General features: G+C 52.9%; 19 protein-coding genes and 1 other RNA gene. 1 reads left to right on the forward strand and 19 read right to left on the reverse strand.

Annotation, left to right across the window (positions count from 1 at the left end; translation table 11 throughout):
* Nucleotides 1–17: 17 nt before the first annotated feature.
* Complete coding sequence (locus NST84_RS22895; RefSeq protein ID WP_342562430.1) at nucleotides 18–1,463, reverse strand: PLP-dependent aminotransferase family protein; 1,446 nt, start codon at nucleotides 1,461–1,463, stop codon at nucleotides 18–20.
* A 93-nt stretch (nucleotides 1,464–1,556) separates the two neighbouring features.
* On the opposite strand from NST84_RS22895, the gene NST84_RS22900 reads away from it, so the two are divergent.
* Nucleotides 1,557–2,786: a PLP-dependent aminotransferase family protein gene (locus tag NST84_RS22900; protein ID WP_342562431.1), complete on the forward strand. Its 1,230-nt coding sequence runs from the start codon at nucleotides 1,557–1,559 to the stop codon at nucleotides 2,784–2,786.
* Between the two features lie 65 nt (nucleotides 2,787–2,851).
* Here the strand turns inward: NST84_RS22900 and NST84_RS22905 are convergent, their stop codons facing one another.
* The 18 genes from NST84_RS22905 to NST84_RS22990 form a co-directional block, all read right to left on the reverse strand.
* Entirely contained in the window at nucleotides 2,852–3,094 is a 243-nt protein-coding gene (locus tag NST84_RS22905; protein ID WP_342562432.1) for a hypothetical protein, read from the reverse strand.
* A 397-nt stretch (nucleotides 3,095–3,491) separates the two neighbouring features.
* Nucleotides 3,492–3,900, reverse strand: an RNA gene (rnpB, locus tag NST84_RS22910) — RNase P RNA component class A.
* 62 nt (nucleotides 3,901–3,962) lie between these two features.
* Complete coding sequence (locus NST84_RS22915) at nucleotides 3,963–5,078, reverse strand: Nif3-like dinuclear metal center hexameric protein (RefSeq protein ID WP_342562433.1); 1,116 nt, start codon at nucleotides 5,076–5,078, stop codon at nucleotides 3,963–3,965.
* Complete coding sequence (locus NST84_RS22920; RefSeq protein ID WP_342562434.1) at nucleotides 5,054–5,851, reverse strand: class I SAM-dependent methyltransferase; 798 nt, start codon at nucleotides 5,849–5,851, stop codon at nucleotides 5,054–5,056. The genes NST84_RS22915 and NST84_RS22920 overlap by 25 nt, the downstream gene beginning before the upstream one ends.
* Nucleotides 5,827–6,651: a hypothetical protein gene (locus NST84_RS22925; protein WP_342562435.1), complete on the reverse strand. Its 825-nt coding sequence runs from the start codon at nucleotides 6,649–6,651 to the stop codon at nucleotides 5,827–5,829. The genes NST84_RS22920 and NST84_RS22925 overlap by 25 nt, the downstream gene beginning before the upstream one ends.
* Before the next feature lie 94 nt (nucleotides 6,652–6,745).
* Nucleotides 6,746–7,879 (reverse strand): RNA polymerase sigma factor RpoD, encoded by a 1,134-nt coding sequence (gene rpoD, locus NST84_RS22930; protein ID WP_042179394.1) that lies wholly within the window; start codon nucleotides 7,877–7,879, stop codon nucleotides 6,746–6,748.
* Nucleotides 7,880–7,919: 40 nt separating this feature from the next.
* A complete protein-coding gene (gene dnaG / locus NST84_RS22935; protein ID WP_342562436.1) occupies nucleotides 7,920–9,740 on the reverse strand; it encodes a DNA primase in 1,821 nt (606 codons plus the stop codon).
* Nucleotides 9,741–9,781: 41 nt separating this feature from the next.
* Entirely contained in the window at nucleotides 9,782–10,261 is a 480-nt protein-coding gene (locus tag NST84_RS22940; RefSeq protein ID WP_342562437.1) for a YaiI/YqxD family protein, read from the reverse strand.
* A gap of 254 nt (nucleotides 10,262–10,515) precedes the next feature.
* Nucleotides 10,516–12,597 carry a glycine--tRNA ligase subunit beta gene (gene glyS, locus NST84_RS22945; protein ID WP_342562438.1) on the reverse strand — a complete coding sequence of 694 codons (2,082 nt, stop codon included), beginning with the start codon at nucleotides 12,595–12,597 and terminating at the stop codon, nucleotides 10,516–10,518.
* The gene (gene glyQ, locus NST84_RS22950; protein ID WP_039876047.1) at nucleotides 12,590–13,477 is read right to left on the reverse strand and encodes a glycine--tRNA ligase subunit alpha; all 888 of its coding nucleotides are present in this window, start codon (nucleotides 13,475–13,477) and stop codon (nucleotides 12,590–12,592) included. The genes glyS and glyQ overlap by 8 nt, the downstream gene beginning before the upstream one ends.
* A gap of 437 nt (nucleotides 13,478–13,914) precedes the next feature.
* Nucleotides 13,915–14,670 (reverse strand): DNA repair protein RecO, encoded by a 756-nt coding sequence (gene recO / locus NST84_RS22955; RefSeq protein ID WP_342562439.1) that lies wholly within the window; start codon nucleotides 14,668–14,670, stop codon nucleotides 13,915–13,917.
* A gap of 36 nt (nucleotides 14,671–14,706) precedes the next feature.
* Nucleotides 14,707–14,850, reverse strand: coding sequence for a YqzL family protein (locus NST84_RS22960; protein WP_342562440.1), 144 nt, complete (start codon nucleotides 14,848–14,850; stop codon nucleotides 14,707–14,709).
* A gap of 107 nt (nucleotides 14,851–14,957) precedes the next feature.
* On the reverse strand, nucleotides 14,958–15,851 hold the full coding sequence (gene era / locus NST84_RS22965; protein WP_342562441.1) for a GTPase Era: 894 nt from the start codon (nucleotides 15,849–15,851) through the stop codon (nucleotides 14,958–14,960).
* A 951-nt stretch (nucleotides 15,852–16,802) separates the two neighbouring features.
* On the reverse strand, nucleotides 16,803–17,222 hold the full coding sequence (locus tag NST84_RS22970) for a cytidine deaminase (RefSeq protein WP_342562442.1): 420 nt from the start codon (nucleotides 17,220–17,222) through the stop codon (nucleotides 16,803–16,805).
* A 290-nt stretch (nucleotides 17,223–17,512) separates the two neighbouring features.
* Nucleotides 17,513–17,908, reverse strand: a complete 396-nt coding sequence (locus NST84_RS22975) for a diacylglycerol kinase family protein (protein WP_342562443.1) — start codon at nucleotides 17,906–17,908, stop codon at nucleotides 17,513–17,515.
* On the reverse strand, nucleotides 17,908–18,405 hold the full coding sequence (gene ybeY / locus NST84_RS22980) for an rRNA maturation RNase YbeY (RefSeq protein ID WP_342562444.1): 498 nt from the start codon (nucleotides 18,403–18,405) through the stop codon (nucleotides 17,908–17,910). Before ybeY ends, NST84_RS22975 begins: the two co-directional genes overlap by 1 nt.
* Entirely contained in the window at nucleotides 18,402–20,663 is a 2,262-nt protein-coding gene (locus tag NST84_RS22985) for an HDIG domain-containing metalloprotein (RefSeq protein ID WP_342562445.1), read from the reverse strand. Before NST84_RS22985 ends, ybeY begins: the two co-directional genes overlap by 4 nt.
* 17 nt (nucleotides 20,664–20,680) lie before the next feature.
* Nucleotides 20,681–21,652: a PhoH family protein gene (locus NST84_RS22990; RefSeq protein WP_342562446.1), complete on the reverse strand. Its 972-nt coding sequence runs from the start codon at nucleotides 21,650–21,652 to the stop codon at nucleotides 20,681–20,683.
* Nucleotides 21,653–21,663 lie beyond the last annotated feature (11 nt).

Below are 21,663 nucleotides of genomic sequence, written 5' to 3' on the forward strand. Positions count from 1 at the left end.
CAGCTGACTGCCTTGGCTTACGCCTGACGGCCGGCTTTCAAATGCTCTGTCAGCAGCTCCAGGAACAGCCTGAGCCCCTCTTTCATATCGGCCTCCTTCATTTGGGAATAGCAGAGCCGGATGTTCCTGGAGGGAATCTCACCGGAGTAGCAGACGTCGCCCGGAAGGAAGGAAATCCCTGCCTGCTCTGCCCTTGCATGCAGCTTCCCGATTCCTTCTGCATCCGGCAGCTGCAGCCACAGGTTCAGCCCGCCTTCCGGCACGTTCCAGATAACTCCCGGCGGGGCGTAGCGTTTCAGCAGCTTTACAGCTGCCTCCATCCTTCCCCGCAGCAAGGTACGCAGCTGTTTTGCATAAGCATCATACCTGCGGCTGATGAACGGCAGGACTGCCCGCTGATTCAGCAGTGGGCTGCCGAGATCGCTCGCCGATTTGGCGGCGATCAGTCTGGACAGGATGTTGCCTCCGGCAGCTACGCAGGCGATCCGGCAGCCCGGCGCAATGACTTTGCTGAAGCTTTTCATATAAACCACATGGCCCTCCTCGTCCATCGACTTGATCGGCGGCGGGGGCGGCTTGTGAAAATAAAGATCACTGAACGGATCATCCTCGACAATCAGGCAGCGGTAGCTTCTGGCCAGTTCCAGCAGCCGCTGTCTTCTTGCTATACTCATCGTTACACCGCTCGGATTCTGAAAGGTAGGGTTGGTATAGATGACCTTAGGCGGCCGCTTGTCACAGAGCCTGGTAAGCACGTCGATCCGCATTCCCTCACTGTCCATGGGGACAAAGATCATCTCCGCTCCGCGTCCTGCAAAAACATCAATCGCCCCGGTATAACTGGGCCCCTCCAGATATACCGTATCCCCGGGACCGACAAACGTCCGGGCAACCAGATCAATCCCCTGCTGCGTACCGCTCGTAATCATCACATCCGAAGCCTGGACCTCCACTCCGCGGCTGTGCAGATGCCGGCACATCACTTCACGGAGCTCGGCATCACCCTGGAAATTCCCGTAGGTGGCCATCAGCTCAGGCTGGCCGGTTACCAGCGCGGACATCGCAGCCCCGATAAACTGCAGCGGCAGAAGCTCGCTATGAATGGCTGCAAGATGAAAGGGATACTGCACAGCTGAATAGTCAAAATTGCGCCAGAGCTGGGCCCGCGGCAGAAAGTCGTCATACCCGTCCTGCCAGGCGGATCCGGAATCCTGCTCATTATGCGGCCTCGCAGCAACGAAGCAGCCTTTTCCCTGGCTGCAGAGGATATGACCATGGCTCTCCAGCTCCGCATAGGCTTTGCTTACCGTGACCTGGCTGACCTTCAGCGAGGAGGCCAGACCGCGTACAGAAGGCAGCCGGGTGCCCGGCTGCAGCAGGCCGGAGGTGATACGCTGAGCCAGCGTATCGCTGATCTGCTGCGGCAGGGACTTGCTGCTGCTGCGGATTAAATCAATGTGCATCTGCCTTCCCTCCCAACTGTTATATTCAGCGCTTTACTGTTATACCGCTATGCCGTTATGATACAACAAAATTCAACTGCGGGGAGATTTTTTATGAAGATCCAATATGCTGAGATGACGAACCATCTGGGTTCATCAGCCGTTCGCGATATACTCAAGGTTACACAGGGCAAGGACATTATTTCGCTGGCCGGCGGGCTGCCCGGGGAAGAGCTTTTTCCGCTCGCAGCCGTGCAGGATGCTTATAACCGCGCTCTCTCCGGCAGTGCCTCGGCACTACAGTACGGGCTTACCGAAGGCTATACACCGCTGCGTGAAGCAGTAGCCGCACGGCTAGCGCGTCAGGGGATTCCTGTTCAGGCAAGCGATATGCTGCTCACCACAGGCTCCCAGCAGGCGATCGATCTGTTCTGCAAGGTGCTGCTCAATCCGGGGGATAAGGTGCTGGTTGAAGCGCCGACTTATCTTGCGGCTCTGCAGGTGCTGAACTCTTACAGGGCTGATATCATCACTGTAGAGGGTGATGCATTCGGTATGCTGCCGGAGCATCTGGAGGAGCAGCTCAAGCTGCACCGTCCTAAGATGCTCTACACTGTTCCTACTTTCAACAACCCTTCCGGAGGCAGCTGGAGCAGGGAGCGCAGAGAACAGGCTGTTGCTTTGTGCCGGCGCTATAATGTGCTGATTCTGGAGGATAATCCCTATGGGGAGATCGCATTTGATGAAACGCCCGGCGCTTATCCTCCCTCAATGGCTGCCATCGACAGAAGCTCCGGAGAAGAGCAGTGTGTCGTATACACCGGAACCTTCTCTAAAATCGTCGCACCGGCCCTGCGTACCGGCTGGATTACCGGGCCATCTGAGCTGATCAGCGTCATCGCCAAAGCCAAGCAGGCTGCCGATCTGCATTCCAGCGCCATTGACCAGCGGGCGCTTTATGAGTTGCTTCAGCATTTTGACATCGACAGCCATATCCGGCTCATCTCGCGGGAATATCATTCCCGGATGAAGCTGCTGGCCGGGGAGCTCAGCGGAGAACGCTGGAATGGCACCAGCTTCCGTGAGCCGCGCGGCGGGATGTTCCTGTGGCTGGAGCTGCCATCCGGCATAGATACAACCAAGCTGCTGCCTTTCGCGGTCGAGCAGGGCGTCGCTTTCGTACCGGGCGAGGTCTTCTATGCAGCCGAGCCGCTGAAAAATGCCATGCGCCTGAACTTCACCCACACGCCGCCTCATCTGCTGCCGGCCGCTGTGCGGCGGCTGGAGACGGCGCTGGAGCGCTACGGGCAGACGCTGGCCGGGGCAGTGGATACGCTGGTATAACATGCGGAGAGGCGCTGCTTCCGTTTACGAGGGGCTGACCGGAGGCACGCCAGTCCCTGCGACGCTCATATGAGGCTGCTCAAGCCGGAATAAATGCCGCGCAGGGTCAAATCAAGGGCACCCTTGCCCTTCATTCCGCCCATTTGACCGCGCTGGGTCAATTCAAGGGCATTTTTGCCCTTCATTCCGCCCATTTGACCGCGCAGGGTCAAATCAAGAGCATTTTTGCCCTTCATTCGTCCCATTTGACCGCGTTGGGTCAATTCAAGGGCATTTTTGCCCTTCAATCTGCCTATCTGAGCCATCATCGTGCAGCATAAGCTAAATTTGTTCCTACACCTAGTTACCTTTCGGTTCCTTCACTTCAGCTCATAGAATGGCGCCAGGATCTTCAGTTGGAAAAACGCGCCGTCTATTTCTCGCTAAACCGCCCTATATACACTCCCCGCAATCCCTTTTCACAATATTCCGTTCTAACCTTCTAAACGCCTATCCCCTATCCGTTTTAGCTCCACTCCATTTCTCTCCACACCACTCCGCTTATTTCATCCAACAGCGATTCATTTCAGTACACTCTTACTCCCAGGTATGTCCAATGTCCACAATCCCCGGAACACCAAAAAAAGCGGCCCTCCAATGGAGGGCCGCTATCTCGTCGTATATAAGCTGCTTAATCGAGCTTTATCAGTTACAACAGTTGTCAGTTAGGAAAGTTTGCCGTAAGCCGGGTTCTGTGCTCGTTGTGGTTCATACGGGAACAACCCTCCCACCATAAGCGACAATCATCTATCTAGGCCGTACATTACTGCACGGCTCCAGCGACCAACCTAGACACGCCTCAGGCGAAGGCTGCCCTTCCGGTAAAGGAAGCGCTGTGTCTCATTAGGTCTTGCTCCAGATGGGGTTTACCAGGAACGAAGTCACCAGCGTTCCTCGGGGTCTCTTACACCTCGGTTCCATCCTTGCCTGTGCCGCCCGAAAGCGGCCATCGGCGGTCCATTTCTGTGGCACTATCCTTCGGCTCGCGCCGACTGGACGTTATCCAGCACCCTGCCTTGTGGAGCCCGGACTTTCCTCCCGCGGCTAAGCCGCCGGCGATTGTCTGTCAAACTTCCCGAACAACATTGTATATTATACAGACTTGCATCAGCCTGCACAAGTGCAAATAAAGGGATTCTAGAGGAATTTAAATGGCTCTGTGCCGATTTCTGAAGCATAGACTGTTGTATCGTACTTATGCTCGGTCAGCTTTCCGCTCATCCACTCCGCTACCTTGACCTTCATAATCTTTTCCGCATTATGTCCCGGATCGATCAGCGTAATACCGGCTAGAGCAGCATCCTGCGCAGTATGGTAGTCAATATCTCCCGTTACCAGCACATCAGCCCCTTTAAAAATAGCGCTGTTATAATACTTGGCCCCTGAGCCGCCCATTACCGCCGCTTTACGGATCTTGCGGTTCAAGTCGCCTACAACCCGGACATGCTCAACGTCCAGACCCTTTTTTACCGTTTCGATGAATTCTCCGAGCGTTACCAGTTCCGTTAGCTTCCCAACCCGGCCCAGACCGAAGCTGCGTCCTTTCAGATCCATGGAGTAAAGGTCGTACGCGACCTCCTCATAAGGATGTGCCTTCAGCATCGCTTGCACCACTTTATTGCGGACAGACAGCGGAACGATGGTTTCAATCCGGATTTCCTCGGCACGCTCCATTTTCCCGGTTTCTCCGATAAAGGGATCTGAGCCCTCGCGCGGTACAAAAGTGCCGTAGCCCTCAATGTTAAAACTGCAGTGGCTATAGTTGCCGATCCAGCCGGCACCGGCGTTCAGAATCGCATCCAGTACCTTCTGGTGATGGTCCTTCGGCACGAACACCACCAGCTTGGACAGCTGATCCGTATGAATGTCTTTAATTGGCGCACCATTTTCGATCCCCAGCGCTTCAGCCATCCAGTCATTCATTCCGCCTTCAGCCACATCAAGGTTGGTATGGCTGATATAGACGGCGATATCGTTTTTAATCAGCTTTTCGTAGAGCTTTCCCATAGGAGTATCGGTCTGAATGCCTTTAATCGGCCGGAAAATAATCGCATGATGCGCGATGATCAGATTGCAGCCCTTGGCAATTGCCTCGTCTACAACCTCATCGTTCACATCCAACGCAACCAGCACGCCTGTAATTTCCTTCTGCAGGCTGCCAAGCTGTAGACCTACATTATCCCATTCCTCGGCCAGATGCTTCGGGGCAAGCTGCTCCATGTAGCTGATTACAGTCTGTCCTTTGGCAAACATTCCAGCACCTCCGAAATTTTCTTGATCTGCGCTTGAATTGTATTCCGCTTCTCTTCTGCCGATTCCAGCCCGGAACGGGACAGCGAAGCCAGAATCCCTTCCAGCTTGGTAATTTCACCCTGCCACTTCGCAAAGAATACCGCGTTCGGCTTCTCCAGCAGCCAAGGCCCCATCTGTATCAGCAGCTCGGGACTCAAAACAATGCCACCCGGCAGCACACGCTCAAGGTACAGCTGCTCATTTGTCAGTCCGAAGGCCTGTCCTTCAGGCAGCGCAGTCAGCACTTCATACATTTTGCCGTCTTCTTCAAGAATATGCTCGGTTGTGACAACCCAGCCGTTATTCAACAGCCAGCGGCGCAGAATATCCTCACCGACATTCGGCTGCAGCGCAAGTGTTTTGACACCCTCCAGCTTGCCGAGTACCCGACCGCGTTCAAGAATGGCAGCGATCAGTGATCCGCCCATGCCCGCAATCGAAATACAGTCGGCTTCGCCCGGTTCCAGCACTTCCAGGCCGTCACCGCGCCGTACAGCTATTTTGGCACCAAGTCCTGCTTCAGCAACACCTTTGCGCGCTGCATCGTACGGACCCGGATTGACTTCACCTGCGATTGCAGAGACGGCTTTGCCGCTCTCTACAGCAGCTACCGGAAGCAGTGCGTGATCAGAGCCGATATCGGCAAGTCTGCTTCCTTCCGGCACCTGTTCCAGCAAAAGCTGCAGCCGGTCTGACAATTTTACTTTGTTCATGATGCCACCCACGTTATCCATTTTTTTCGGAAAATAAACAGCAGAGCCAGCCCCGCCGCAATCTTCCCTATCAGTAAAAGTGAAACCCAGTCCGGAAAGCCCTGTCTAAGCCACAGCGCATCGATCTCCGGCATTAACCACAGTGAAACCCCGACTCCCAGATAGACCCCGGAGACGCCGCTCACCTTGTGATAGAGCAGCCAGCTTAACCATACCATCAGCACGCAGAGCGGCAGCCAGAGCAGCTCGAGCTCCAGCATGGATGCATCCGGACGCATCTGCCCGGAAAATCCGGCATAGAGGAGTGCCCAGAAGGCGATTCCGCAGTAATGCAGCAGCCCGATCCGCAGCGTAAAGCCGAGCACACTCCAGAGCAGCCCGCAGCCCGCAATCAGCAGAGGCCGCCAGAAATCAGGATCAAGATCATGCAGTGCAATCATCCACAGGCCAAAGCCCATAGTCAGCACACTTCCGGCTCCTGCCAGCAGCAGGCTGATGGTCTGGTTACGGTCCCGGAAAATGGCCGAATAACCGTAACAGACCACTAAGACACATAGTGCCGTTGCAAGTTGCAAAGGCCAGGGAAAAACGCTAAAATAAAGACTAATCATGAAAATCAAGGAAATTATTCCAAAACCAAACAACCATATTTTGATGCTTCCCTGCTGCAGATTTTGCAGCGACACCGGATTACTGTCCTTGATTTTATCCTCGTCATTATAGAGGTTGCTCAGGAAATCACAGTATTGCTCCGGCAGCAGCTTGCTTCTTCTCCAGTATTGAATCTCTTTGATAATGGTCTCACGTTTTTCCAGATTCAACGCCTGATCCCTCATTTCCCCTGGTGCTTAGGCTGTTCTTTAAGCGCAAAGGACCTCCTGCCGCCGTGCAGCAGAAGGTCCGGTTATATTACAGCTATTCGAGGAAATCCTTGAGCCGTTTACTGCGGCTCGGATGACGCAGCTTGCGCAGCGCCTTGGCTTCGATCTGGCGGATCCGCTCGCGGGTTACGCCGAATACCTTGCCCACTTCCTCAAGTGTTCTTGTCCGTCCGTCATCCAGACCAAAACGGAGTCTCAGCACGTTCTCTTCACGCTCGGTGAGCGTGTCCAGCACATCCTCCAGCTGTTCCTTCAGCAGCTCATAAGCAGCTGCATCCGCAGGGGCCAGTGCCTCCTGATCCTCAATAAAGTCACCCAGATGAGAGTCATCCTCTTCCCCGATCGGCGTTTCCAGCGATACCGGCTCCTGGGCGATCTTCATGATTTCTCTGACCTTCTCAACGGTCAGCTCCATCTCAGCAGCAATTTCCTCCGGCGACGGCTCGCGTCCCAGTTCCTGCAGCAGCTGACGGGATACCCGGATCAGCTTGTTGATCGTTTCCACCATATGCACCGGAATACGGATTGTACGTGCCTGGTCGGCAATCGCACGGGTGATCGCCTGGCGGATCCACCATGTAGCATAGGTACTGAATTTGAAGCCTTTGTTATGGTCGAACTTTTCAACCGCTTTGATCAGCCCCATGTTACCCTCCTGGATCAGATCCAGGAACAGCATGCCGCGTCCGACATAACGTTTGGCGATACTTACAACGAGACGCAGGTTCGCTTCTGCCAGACGGCGTTTAGCTTCCTCGTCACCGTTCTTGATCCGCATAGCCAGCTCAACTTCATCATCAGCTGAGAGCAGGGGCACACGGCCGATTTCCTTCAGATACATCCGGACAGGGTCATTGATCTTGATTCCCGGCGGAAGCGACAAATCATCGTCAAAGCTGAAATCATCGCTATCGTTATTCTCACTGTCCTCCCCCTGCCGCAGCGGAGAGCCTTCATCCTCGTTATCATTAACCACTTCAATCCCGTGATCGCTGAGCTGTTCGTAGAACTCCTCCATCTGCTCGGGGTCCTGGTCAAACGGCGACAGTTTCTCCATGATATCTTTGTAGTTCAGTGAAGATCTTTTTTTACCTTGTTCAATAAGCTGGTCCTTAACCTGATCCAGAGTAAATTCTGCTTCCAGTTCAGTATGCTGATCGTTCGCCATAATTCGACTCCCTCCTCCCTAGGTACATCCTGTCAATTCCTCATTGTCTCTCTAGGGTTATAATCTCACTTGCTATTTGTGCCGCACGCAAAAAGTCACCGGATTTCTCCGCTTGAATCATCTCTTCACGCTTTTGCTCCATCTTGCGCTGTATAGGGTATTTCTTCACTTCTCGGATGCAGTCGTCCAGAACCTGCGTGTTCCAGTCCGGAGGTGTGTCCATCATGGATATTGCCGTAGCGGTTTTCTCCAGACGGTCATCCTGAAGTGAGGATAGAAACCGGCTGATGCCGGGCGGTTTGCCTTGCGCGTAATAGGCATATAGATAAGCGGCAATTGCCGCATGATCATCGATGTTGAACTCTTCTCCGAGGCGTTCGCCCACATAAGCGGCTGCTTCCGGATCTTGTATCATTGAAGACAGCAGTCTCCGTTCCGCAGCATGATAAGCGGGCAACAAAGTAGGTGCCTGCACCTGCCCTTTTTTATGCCTACCATTATTCCACCTATTGTCGTTATTATCCCCTTCGGGCATGTTTTTTTGCATCGATGCCCGGAGTAAATTGCAGTCCTGCTTCAGGCTGTCATAGGACAGCTCCAGCTCGGAGGATATTTCCCGCAAATATACTTCCCGCTCAGTTGAGGATTGCAGGGTGGCAATAATCTGCAGCGCCTCCTTGACATAGGCAATTTTGCCGTCTTCCTCTAGGAGTATATGGTTTTTTTTCAGATATATAAGCTTAAATTTTATGGCTGAGACCGCGGAATCGATAATCCGCTCCATGAAGCTATCCCCGCCGTGACGGGAAATAAATTCATCCGGATCCATTCCGCCCGGCAGTACGGCCACCTTCACCCGCAGCCCGCTTTCCTCCAGCATCGGGATTGCCTTCAGCGCTGCAGCTTGTCCTGCCTTGTCGCCGTCATAGGAGAGAATAATTTCATCCCCCAGACTTTTCATCAGGGCCACATGGCTCTCCGTCAGTGACGTGCCCATAGTAGCCACACCGTTATGCACCCCTGCTTCCCAGGCCGAAATGACATCGCCATATCCTTCAAAAAGGACGATTTGCCGCGTTTTGCGGATGGATGCTTTGGACTGGTGCAGATTGTACAGAATCCGGCTCTTGTTAAAGATTCGGCTCTCTGCGGAATTCAGATATTTCGGCTGCCCGTCTCCGAGAATTCTTCCGGCAAAAGCAACCACCTTGCCCATCCGGTTCGCAATCGGAAAAATGATGCGCCCGCGGAAACGGTCAATATAGCCCTTGCCTTCACCTCTGGCAGACAGCAGCCCGCCTTTTTCCATTTCGGCGAGATCAAACCCGCGCTTCTCCAGAAATTGCAGCAGTGTATCCCAGCGGTCCGGAGCAAAACCGATCTGGAACTGGTCAATCATTTTATCGCTGAAGTTCCGGGATCTTAAATAATTCATCGCGGCTGTGCCGTATTCCGTGTTTTTCAGCAAAAAATGATAAAACTTTGCCGACAATTCATGAGCTGAAATCAGCCGGTCCCGTTCAGGATCAGGAGGAGACAGCGTTCCGCCCCTGCCCTCAGGAATTGCAATATCACTTTCTTCAGCCATTATTCTGACTGCTTCGGGGAAGGATAGTCCTTCGATTTCCATCCTGAATTTGATGGCATTTCCGCCCATACCGCAGCCAAAGCAATGAAATACTCCCCGGTCGGGGGTTACTGTGAAGGAAGGGGATTTCTCCGAGTGGAACGGGCAGAGGCCCCATAAATATTTCCCCTGCTTGGTCAGATGGACAACCTTGCCGACAGTTTCGGCAATATCATGCCGTGCCAGCACGCTCTCGATAACTTCTTCCGGAATATTACCGTGTCCGCTTGCCACTTTTAGCCACCTTCATCTCTTATACAAATAAATATAATTCGCTATTGCTGCACATTCTCCTGCAAAATTGTTAAAAGTTTTGTCAGTTTATGTTGAAAAAGATTTTTTTCCTCGGCTGTGATCGCTTTTGGCCCTTTGGAATAGTGTCCGCGCCTGCGCTCCACAGCTCTGGCATGCCTGCCTTCAAGCATAAAATCCATCTTGGAATCCTCATATTCCTGTCCGCGGTTCGACAGCACTCTGCAGCGTTTGCCAAGCGCAAGCGCAGCCAGACCGTAGTCCTGGGTAACGACGATATCCCCGGCAGCTATATGATTGGCAATGTACAGATCAGCACTGTCCGCTCCCCGGTCCACCTGAACCACTGTGACACCCTCATCCGCCTGAAGAACGTGGTCATAAGAAGAAACCATCAGCACAGGCACCCCGAAAGTACGCGCGCAAGACGCAATCTCCTTTTTAACCGGACAAGCATCACCGTCGACGACAATTTTCATTCCGCGGGACTTTTCCATCGCCATCGCCATCACCAGATTCCTGTGTAATATATATACGCTTTACGCAAACCGAAATCCTTCTTTCGGTGAAGCATAAATACGGAACGGATGTCAACTTAGGCATTGGCACCGTTCCGTATATTTATACCCCAAACCATCGATCTATACCATAGTTCACACAAAATCACAACTTTTTCAGGGCTATTGCCCAAAAACCGGTGAATGTTTCCTATAACAAAGCTTTAATAAAGCAAGTTACTGCTGTATTCAGCAGGCAATTACCACACCAGCTTGCCAAAATCAGCAAAGACTCTGGAGTCCGCATCCACACCAGCCAAAAGCGCAAGCCGGTTCGTTCGGATCTGCTCATCCTCGGCCATAACCATTACGGAATCGAAGAATCCGGTAACGGCATCCTTCAAGCCGGACAGAATCCGCAGCGCTTCAGCGGCATCACGGGCAGCAAGTGCTTCCTGATATGGCGTATGAATACTCTGCCATGTCTCATACAGCTTGACTTCCGCGGCTTCCTTCAGCAGCGTAGGTTCGATGACAGCACCCTCCGCGGCTTTGGCAGCCAGATTGCTCACACGGGTCAAGGAATCAACAGTAATTTTAAAATCATCCTGAGAACTTACAGCTTCGGTAAGCGCCCGGCTTCTGCCGACAACATCAACGATATCGTCAAAGCCTGCAGCAGTCACTGCTTCTACAACATCATATCGGATATTGTCGTCAGCCAGCAGGCGTTTTACACGCAGGCCAAAGAACTCGTACAGGTTATTACGCAGTTCCGGTGCAAAATGTTTCTCTGTACGTAAATTTTCATGAACTTCCACGGCTGCAGCGAAAATTTCCTGCAAGCTGATGGACAGCTTATGCTCCAGGAGCATCTGCACAATGCCTGCCGCCTGACGGCGCAGCGCGTAAGGATCCTGTGAACCGGTCGGAATGATACCGATGGAAAAGCTTCCAACAATCGTGTCGATTTTATCGGCAAGGCTGACAACCAGACCTGCTTCAGTCGAAGGTACGCTGTCTCCGGCAAAACGCGGCTGGTAATGCTCGAAAATCCCTTTTGCCACATTCTCGGCTTCACCGGCCTTGCGGGCGTAATCCTCACCCATTGTGCCCTGAAGCTCAGGGAATTCGCCTACCATCTGGGTTACAAGATCGAATTTGCAGATATCGGCAGTACGGCTGACTTCAGCTGCCGCAGCCCCGGACAGCCCCAGCTTAGCAGACAAGGAATCTGCAATCGCCCGGATTCTGCGCACTTTGTCGCCTACGCTGCCCAGCTCCACTTGATAAACGATATTTTCCAGCTTGGCCAGGGCATCGCTGATCTGCAGCTTCTGATCTTCCTCATAGAAGAACTTGGCATCCGACAGACGGGCGCGCAGTACCTTCTCGTTCCCTTTGGCAATCACATCAAGCGATTCTGCATTACCGTTACGCACGGTTACGAAGAACGGCAGCAGCTTGCCTGCACTGTCCAGAACAGGGAAATAACGCTGATGCTCACGCATCGAAGTAATCAGCACATCCTGCGGGATGTCCAGGAAGGATGAATCAAATGTACCGAACAGTACAGTTGGTGTCTCCACCAGGAACAGTACCTCTTCAAGCAGGTCATCCTTGATCGCGATCGTCCATTCTTTTTCTGCAGCCAGCTTGTTGATCTGGTTCAGAATCAGTTCCTCGCGTTCCTGCACATTGACCAGCACATGCTGTGCGCGCAGCACTTCAACATAATCTGCCGGCTGTGCAATAACCGCATCCGTACCCAGGAAACGATGTCCGCGGCTCACATTGCCTGCTTTGACTCCGGTAATTTCCAGGTTAACAATCTCCTGGCCGAACAAAGCTACCAGCCAGCGGATCGGGCGGACGAATTTAAAGTCATAGGCGCCCCAGCGCATATTTTTAGGGAAGGTCATCGCATTCACGATTCCGGTCAGGCCCTCAGCAAGCAGGGAAGAGGTCTCAACGCCATCGCTGTTTTTGGTCACATAGATATACTCTACGCCAGCCAGCTCCTTGAAAGTGAACTGCTCAGGAGAGACGCCCTGACTGCGGGCAAAACCAAGCGCGGCCTTGCTCCAGTCCCCGTTAGCATCCAGCGCGATTTTGCGGGAAGGACCCTTTACTTCTTCACTTACATCGGACTGCCGCTCAGCAGCCTCTTTTACCAGTACGGCCAGTCTGCGCGGGGTAGCATACGCTGTTACTCCGCTGTGCTCAATGCGTGAAGCTTCCAGCCATTTGGCTGTTCTTTCCTGCAGCTGCTCCATCGCCGCCCGGATAAAACGGGCCGGAATTTCCTCAAGTCCGATCTCGAACAAAATATCTTTAGACATGCTCAGCACCTTCTTTCTTCAGCAGCGGGAAGCCCAGCTTCTCGCGTTCCTCCATATAGGTCGCGGCAACCGTACGGGCCAGATTACGCACTCTTGTAATAAAGCCGGTCCGTTCCGTTACACTGATTGCTCCGCGCGCATCCAAAAGGTTGAAGGTATGCGAGCATTTCAGCACATAATCATAGGCCGGGAATACCAGATGGTTCTCCATAGCTCTGCGCGCTTCCTGTTCGTAGGTGTTAAACAGAGTGAACAGCATCTGCACATCAGATACCTCAAAGGTATACGTGGAATGCTCAACCTCAGGCTGATGGAAAACGTCACCGTAAGTCACGCCGTCCACCCATTCCAGGTCAAACACATTTTCCTTCTCCTGGATGTACGACGCCAGACGCTCCATACCGTAAGTAATTTCTACAGCTACCGGGCTGGTCTCAATTCCGCCAACCTGCTGGAAGTAAGTGAACTGTGTGATCTCCATTCCGTCCAGCCAAACTTCCCATCCGAGGCCTGCACAGCCCAGCGACGGATTCTCCCAGTTATCTTCAACAAAGCGGATGTCATGCAGCAGCGGGTCCACACCCAGCGCCTTCAGACTGTCCAAATACAGCTCCTGAATGTTGTCCGGCGACGGCTTGATGATAACCTGGAACTGGTGATGCTGGTACAGACGGTTAGGGTTCTCCCCATAACGGCCGTCTGAGGGGCGGCGGGAAGGCTCCACATAAGCTACTTTCCAAGGCTCGGGTCCCAGTGAACGCAGAAACGTCATCGGGTTCATCGTTCCGGCCCCTTTTTCCGTATCGTACGGGTTGACGAGGATACAGTTCTGTTCTGCCCAGAACTGCTGCAGCGTTAAAATCATCTGCTGAAAATTCATACTACCGACTCCTTCGCTTTACAAGTGTATTGGCATTGCTGCCGTGAAGCGTCTTACTGTGCCGCGATGGAGGCGGCGGTCTTTTATGCTGCAGCGTCTGTCTCAAGTTACAAGCGCCTGCAATGCAAAAAAGCTCCCGCCCCCATGCCTGATATCCAGACATAGGGACGAGAGCTTGACATATACTCCCGCGGTTCCACCCTACTTGATTACGTCATGAATAGACGAAATCCACTTTTCATTCTGCCGTTTCCGCACTCCCGGGTGCCCTGTTCATGAACCATGCGCTGCCAGGCTTCCACTCTCCCCGGCTCGCTTAAGCGGCAACTGTGTCCATTACTTTCCCGATCCCTGCACGTCTCTGGGCTTCCAGAGTCACTACGGCTGTAAATTTAAAAAAGAAACTGTTCCCATAGTAACGGAATTTTCGGGATTCGTCAAATATTGTATTTATCCAGCTGGTCTAGGAAGCCCTGTGACTTCAGCTTCAGCCCGAGCTGGGCATCCATGAAGGCACGCATTACAGTCTTGAGCTCACTGCGGGTCGCTTCCTTCACATCGACATTGCCAAGGCGTGTCAGATCAAGGGCAGCGAACAGGCGCAGCAGCTTCAGGGCACGGGGAGAAATCTCCATCGCCGGGGGATCATTATGCCTGCAGCTGCGGCATAATACACCGCCGAGCCGCGGGCTCACCCGCAGCTCTTCATCAGGCTTATCCCGCCCGCAGACAATGCACTGGTCCAGCTCCGGCCCGTACCCTGCGGCCTGCAGTATTTTCATTTCAAACACATTAATAATGATGCCGGGTTCCTTATCTTCCTCAAGTGCATTCAGACATGCCGACAGCTGGCGGAACCAGAAGCTGCCGGTTTCCTCGTCATGCAATACACGGTCAAGCAGCTCGCAGGCGTATGATGCATACGCCGCTTTGATGAGGTCTGTCCGCAGCGCGTGATGGGACTGGGTAATCTCTCCTGCATTCAGCGTCCCCAGTCCACCGTTGTTGCGGAAAAATACAAATTCCCCGGTTGTGAACAGCTGGATTAGCGCAGCATGACGGCTCTTGACCTTCTTCGCGCCGCGGACGAGAACGCCTACTTTGCCCGCGTTCTCGGTGCAAAGCGTAATGATGGCGTTCCCTTCCCCGTAATCCATACTGCGGATGACGATCCCTTCCACCCTGTGTAGCATGCCTCTTCCCCCAACCATCCGGCAAGCAACCAGTTTTCACTCGGCTTCTTCATCAAGAACCTGCTCTTCCTCCGCAAGCAGCGGTCCGCCCGTCTCCAGCGGATCTCCGGCTTTTCTGTACAGCAGATAAGCATCGACATCTCCAGTCATTGCAAAATACTTCCACGAAAAGTCTCGCATTCGTATTCATCCTTTCTTCGGAAACACGATGTCTCTTCAGAAATAGGATGTGCGCTGAGCGGAGCTTTATCCTTGCAATTCCTGCCAGAAAGCGGCGGAGTGAGGATTTACAGGTCTTTGTGGAAGCCCAGATCGCGCAGAACGCGGTCCTGGTTGCGCCAGTCTTTTTTCACTTTTACCCAAAGCTCCAAGAAAATCTTCGATCCCAGCAGGTTCTGGATATCGGTGCGGGCCCGTCTGCCGACTTCCTTGAGCAAAGCACCCTGTTTGCCGATAATAATCCCCTTCTGCGAATCGCGCTCAACAAAAATAATCGCGCTGATATGCACTACACCGTTTGGCTCAACACGCATATCCTCGATGCCTACCGCGATGGAATGCGGCACTTCTTCGCGGGTCATGTGCAGAATCTTCTCGCGGATCAGCTCGGCACAGACGAATTGCTCCGGATGATCCGTAACCTGGTCTTCCGGATAATACTGCGGCCCTTCCGGCAGATATTTAGTAATCTGTTCCAGCAGGGTATTCACGTTGCTGCCCATCTTGGCCGAAATCGGAACAATCTCAGCAAACGTATGCAGCTTGTTGTATTCCGTAATCAGCGGAAGCAATGCTTCCGGCTCGATTTTGTCAATCTTGTTCATCACCAGAATAACCGGTGTCTTAACCTCTTTCAGCTGCTCCGCGATAAAACGGTCGCCGCCGCCCATCCCTTCCGAAGCATCCACCAGGAACAGCACCGCTTCAACCTCATGCAATGTGCTTAGCGCTGTCATATTCATGTAATCGCCCAGCTTGGACTGTCTCTTATGGATACCCGGCGTGTCCAGGAACACGATCTGCGAATTATTCGCTGTATACACCCCGTGAATTTTGTTTCTTGTGGTCTGCGGCTTGTCCGACATGATGGCGATTTTCTGGCCGATCACCTGGTTCATGAGTGTCGATTTGCCTACATTCGGTCTGCCGATAATGGCGACAAACCCTGATTTGAATTTCATATGATCTTCCCTTCGATGGTGAAAAATTAATTTAAATGTGTTTTTATTTTAAAGCTGTTTGAGCTTAAAACCTTAATCACAAACCCTTAGGTCAAAAACTTTTCGATCCCCCTAAATCCCCCTTAGCCAAGGGGGACCCCAAGGGCCCCGGCCCTCTGGACACCCGGAAATGGTCGTTACCAATGGTAAGCGGCGCTTCGATCAGGCAATATGGTGCTATGAGCGCTTTCGTTCCCTCCGGGAACACGCTGGACTGTCGCGCTCGTAGTGGCGTGTAAGTGACTGTCGGTGCATGAGTGTACATATAGTGCTATGAGCGCTTTCGTTCCTTACAGGAACACGCTGGACGGTGGCGCTCGATGTAGCGTATGAGCGACTGTCGGTGCATGAGCGGACATTTGGTGTCATGAGCGCTTTCGTTCCCTCCGGGAACACGCTTGACGACGGTGCTCGGGAATTGTTAACTAACCAGTCTTCCAGATCTCTCATCCCTACCTACAGGGAGTCCCCAGCGACGCGGAGATACGAGATAATAGTTAACTAATATAGTGGCATCATAAGCTCTTTTTCGTTGGCTAGAGGTTATCAACGTTGGGTTCACGCTGACGGAGGCTTTAGTTGTATTTTGTACAATTATTTCAGCCTGAACCGGCTGTTTTGCTGGTTTAGCTGTATTTTGTGCAGTTATTTTTGGCTATTTGAGCGTTTTGGGCACAAAAACACCAAAATAGTTGCAGAAACTGCAGCTATTCTCAGCTGCGGGCAATTATAGCCACGTTTAAGTGTACAGAGTGCAGCTATTCTCAGTTGGCGGCAACTAGCTGCTGGCTGATCTGCTGATATTTCGCTTAGTTGTGCCACGGACAGACGAGACCCTACAGACAACAACCGTTCAGGCTACAACCTCAACACAGCAAACCAGCCTGGCATCAACCGGCCAGACATCACAGTCTACTCCGGTGCCTGTCCCTGCTCCAGATCCGCGGTCGTAAACGCGCCGGGCAACAGATCACGCACGGTTGTCTCGACAATGTCACCCTTTAGGTTGCCGAGGATAACCTTCATATCGGGGCTGCACAGCTCGACCATTACCTGGCGGCAGACGCCGCATGGGGATACAGGACCGTCGGTATCAGCAACAACGGCGATCGCCTTAAAGGTGCCGGGTTTATGCCCGTCAGCGACAGCACGGAACAGCGCGGTCCGCTCGCCGCAGTTCGTCGGGCCGTAGGCGGCATTTTCGATGTTGCAGCCGTGGTGGACATGGCCGTCCTGATCCAGCAGGGCAGCACCGACGCCGAAACGGGAATATGGTATATATGCATTGGCTCTGGCCTTAATCGCTTCCTGAAGAAGTAGAGCAGATTCCATAGTCGCCCTCCTAAAAGTTGTGTCAGCATATACTACCTGAGTGAACCCGTCCCAAATAGTCTTCGTAAGCGTTCACTTAGTTTGTTCAGCATCTTTTTCATCGTTTCGCTTCGCCCTAACTTGTGCGTAAGCTTTCACATAGTTTGTGAGCAATCAGAGCGGCTGCCAGTTTACACACCATTAAATTCCGGCACGCTCACATGCATGAATGCTGCATATCGGCTAATGCAAGATGGCGGAGGGCACAAACGCCGGTCCGCCTTCCCGCTGCAGCTGAATTGGTAAACTGATTATGACATAAATCCGGTGATCCAGTCCATTATGGGGTGATAAAAAACGTAGATTCCCACAATAACGGCAAAAACCGCAGTAAGCAGCACAGCTCCTGCGGCGGTATCTTTGGCGGTCTTGGCCAGGGGATGAATATCCGGCGACACCAGATCAATCGTCGCTTCAATCGCTGTATTCAGCAGTTCTGTGCTCAGTACAAGCGTTATTGCCAGCAGCAGCAGCATCCAGCCTGAAGGCGGAAGCCTGAAAAACGCTGCGGCGGCAAGTACCGCCACAGCAAGTACGCTGTGCACCTTCATATTCAGCTCCGATTTGAACGCAGTGACGATGCCCTGCGCTGCAAACCGGAATGAATGCCAGAATTTTTTGTGGCCTACCGCCGTATTTTTGACCATTAGCGGGTCAACCCTACCTGTGCCAATACCTGCTCCTGCTTGGACATCATCTCAGCCTCTGATTCAGCATCCTGATGATCGTACCCCAGCAGGTGCAGGAAGCCATGAACGAACAGGAACCCGAGCTCCCGTTCCAGGGAATGGCCGTATTCCTCAGCCTGCTCTTTAGCCCGTGTAACAGAGATAATGATATCCCCCAGCGTGTTCGGAACCTCGGCAAACTCTTCATTATCCCGGGAAGCATATATAATCTCCGGCTCGTCTTCCCCGGCCTCATTCATGGCAAAGGACAGCACATCCGTCGGACGGTCAATGCCCCGGTATTCAAGGTTCAGCTCATGAATGCGGTCATTATCAACAAAAGTGAGGTCTACCTCACCCTTGTCAATCCCTTCGGCTGCACCCGCTTTTTGCAGAATGCTGTCCAGGAGCGCAATCAGCGCGTCCGTTATTTCGTATTCTTCCTGCTCGTTGTTCCAATTGATGGCCAGACTCATGTTGTAGCCGCCCCTTCCTCTTTCTTCGGTTTCTTCACTTCTTCAGGATATTCGATCCGCGAGTGAAAAATCCCCATGACCGTCTCCTTGAGCGTCCGGGCAATAATATCAAGCTCCTTGATCGTCAGGTCACATTCGTCAAACTGGTGGTCATCCAGCCGGCTTTTGATAATTTTCTCGATCATCGTCTCCACCTGCACAACAGTAGGCTTGCGGAGTGAACGGACAGCAGCCTCCACACTGTCGGCGATCCCGACCACAGCCGCTTCCTTGGACTGCGCCTTTGGCCCCGGATAACGGAAATCCTCTTCGGTGAAGTCAGGCGTAACACCTTTTTCCTCCGCTATCTTCAGCGCTTTATGGTAAAAATAATGCAGGAACGTCGTGCCGTGATGCTGCTCGGCAATGTCGCGGATCGGCTTGGGCAGCTTGTACTCCTTCTGCATCTCCACCCCGTCCCGGGCATGTGCCACAATAATGGATTTGCTGAGCGCCGGCTCTATCGAATCATGCGGATTTTCCATGTTGTTCTGATTCTCAATGAAATAAAACGGCCGCTTCGTCTTCCCGATGTCGTGATAATAGGAGCCTACCCGGCAGAGCAGGCCGTCTGCACCAATCGCCTCGGCTGCCGCCTCCGACAGGTTGCCGACCATTACGCTGTGATGATAGGTTCCCGGCGTTTCCGTAAGCAGCTTGCGCAGCAGCGGATGGTTCGGGTTGGACAGCTCAACCAGCTTCAGCGCCGACAGGATCCCAAAGGTAGCCTCGAAGAACGGCATCAGCCCGATTACCAGCACCGCTGTCAGCAGGCCGCCGGCAAAAGCAAAGCCAAGCGAATACAAAGTCTGCGTATCATTCCAGGCCCCGCCGCCGAGCAGCTTCAGCATAAACACAGTGACGGTGCCGAATAGGGAGACCATGATCCCGCCCTTGAGGAGCGTGGAACGCTGACCCGCGCGGTGGGTGGCAAAAATTGCAACGTAAGATACCACCAGCGCAAAGAAACCGAAAGTAAAATCAAATACCGTGTTCTGCTGCACGTTCAAAATAATGCTGGCGAGCACACTGAACAGGATGGAGCAGAAATAGGCCAGGGTCATATCCAGCAGCATGGCAATCAGCATCGCCCCGATGGCGACCGGAGCCAGGAAGCCTACATAATAACGGACATCGGTCTGCAGGAAAGCAGCCAGCTTCATCGTGATAATGGTGATAATAAAGACAAGCACCAGCATCAGCAGCTGGGAGTTATTGTATTTGAATCCTGAGCCTCCTGTGCCGCCGGAATAGCGGATGAACACCATCATTCCCGCCGAGAGCATAACTGCCAGCAGCAGCAGGCCGAATTGCGGCCAGTAGTTGACCTCATTGCTGAGCAGCCCGTTTTCATCCAGAAGCGCATAAAGCTCGGGTGTAATGATATCTCCTTTGGCTACGAGCACATCCCCCTGCTCAATGAACACATCCGGCGTATTCTCGCGGGCTTCGACCTTCGCCTCTTTAGTAGCTTCCTCATCAAAAAATTTATTAGGCATAATGACCAGCCGGACCAGCTCCTGAGTCACCTCACGGGCTGTCCGCTGGCTGAGCGAGCTGACGCTGACCTGCTCCGCCACCTTCGCACGGGCGGTCTGGGCGTCAACAATCTGATCATTCATCAGCTTGATGACAATTTCCCGGGCAACCTGCTTCATCTCGATAATATCCTGGGAGGTCAGCCGCGGAATTTTGATATAGGTCTCTTCCGGAATAGTGTAAGCCTGTTCAGCAATGCCGGACTGGATCTCCTCCAGGAGCGTGTCCGAATATGTACCGGCGTTGCGGCTGGAATTAATAAAGCTCTGTACAAAATCATTGGCCCGCTGCGGAATAACGTCCTTGTATATGCCGATTTTGTCGCTTTGCGAGATCAGATCATCCTGATTCAGGCTGTCGATCCGGTCCAGCAGCAAAGTAACAAGACTGTCTGCCCTGATTGAAACGATTGCATACTTGTTTTGTACAGCCTCCGCCGCAGCTTCCTGAGCCTTCAGCTTTGCCTTGTTATCAAGAATCTGCTTCGGGGCCGTGATCTCCTTGGCGCTGGTCGTATTCACTTTAATATCATAGCGTTTCGGCAGCAGGTCGGACGAGAGGCTGAAGTAGAACACCAGCCCCAGGAACAGGAAAAGAGCATAGCGCGTCGCCGCGCTATACTTCCATCCGGTATTGCTGTATACGAATCCGCTTAGTTTCGATGGTTGCTTTGAAGCCATGAGGACAGTCCCCTTTGCTAGTCGAGGTTTTCGGCAGAGCGGTCATAGGCTACGATAATTTTCTGCACCAGTGAATGTCTTACTACATCCTGTTCAGCAAAATACACAAACCCGATTTCCTCAATGCCGGATAAAATCGCCTTGGCTTCGATTAATCCCGATTTCTTGCCGCGCGGCAGGTCGATCTGGGTCACATCACCGGTGATGACCATTTTGGAGCCGAAGCCAAGCCGGGTCAGAAACATCTTCATCTGCTCCGGAGTCGTATTCTGGGCCTCATCCAGGATAATAAAGGAATCATCCAGCGTACGTCCCCGCATATATGCAAGCGGTGCAATTTCAATTAGCCCCCGCTCAAGTGCCTTGGCTACCTGGTCAGGCCCCATGACGTCGTACAAGGCGTCGTAAAGCGGCCGGAGATACGGGTCAACCTTCTCCTGCAGATCGCCCGGCAGAAAGCCCAGGCTCTCGCCTGCTTCCACAGCAGGACGGGTAAGCACGATCCGCTTCACAGAGCCCTCCTTGAGAGCTGCAACGGCCAGAACAACAGCGAGGTAGGTTTTACCCGTTCCCGCAGGCCCGATACCGAAGACAATGTCGCGTTTCTTGATCGTGGTCACATAATGCTTCTGGCCGATGGTTTTAACGCGGATCGGCTTGCCGCGGAACGTAGTCGTAATTTCGCCTTTGAACAGGTCCAGCAACTGATCAGCACGGAACTCTTTGGCCAGCTCTACCGCATACTGGACATCGCGCTCACTGAGAATGTAACCGCTGCGGATGAGGGACAGCAGCACATTGAACAGCTGTTCAAGCATGTCCACTTCCCGCTCTGCCCCGCGTATTGTAATTTCTGCTTCACGCGAGTCAATCACTGCCGGAATTTCACTTTCAATGATTTTAAGAAATCCATCCTGCGGGCCGAACAGGGATTGCGCCTCTCCCGCATTTTGCAAAGATATACGAATGCTTGCAGTCTGTTCTGACAAGTAGCCTCATT

Source organism: Paenibacillus sp. FSL R7-0345, assembly GCF_038595055.1.
Classification (GTDB): Bacteria; Bacillota; Bacilli; order Paenibacillales; family Paenibacillaceae; genus Paenibacillus_AQ.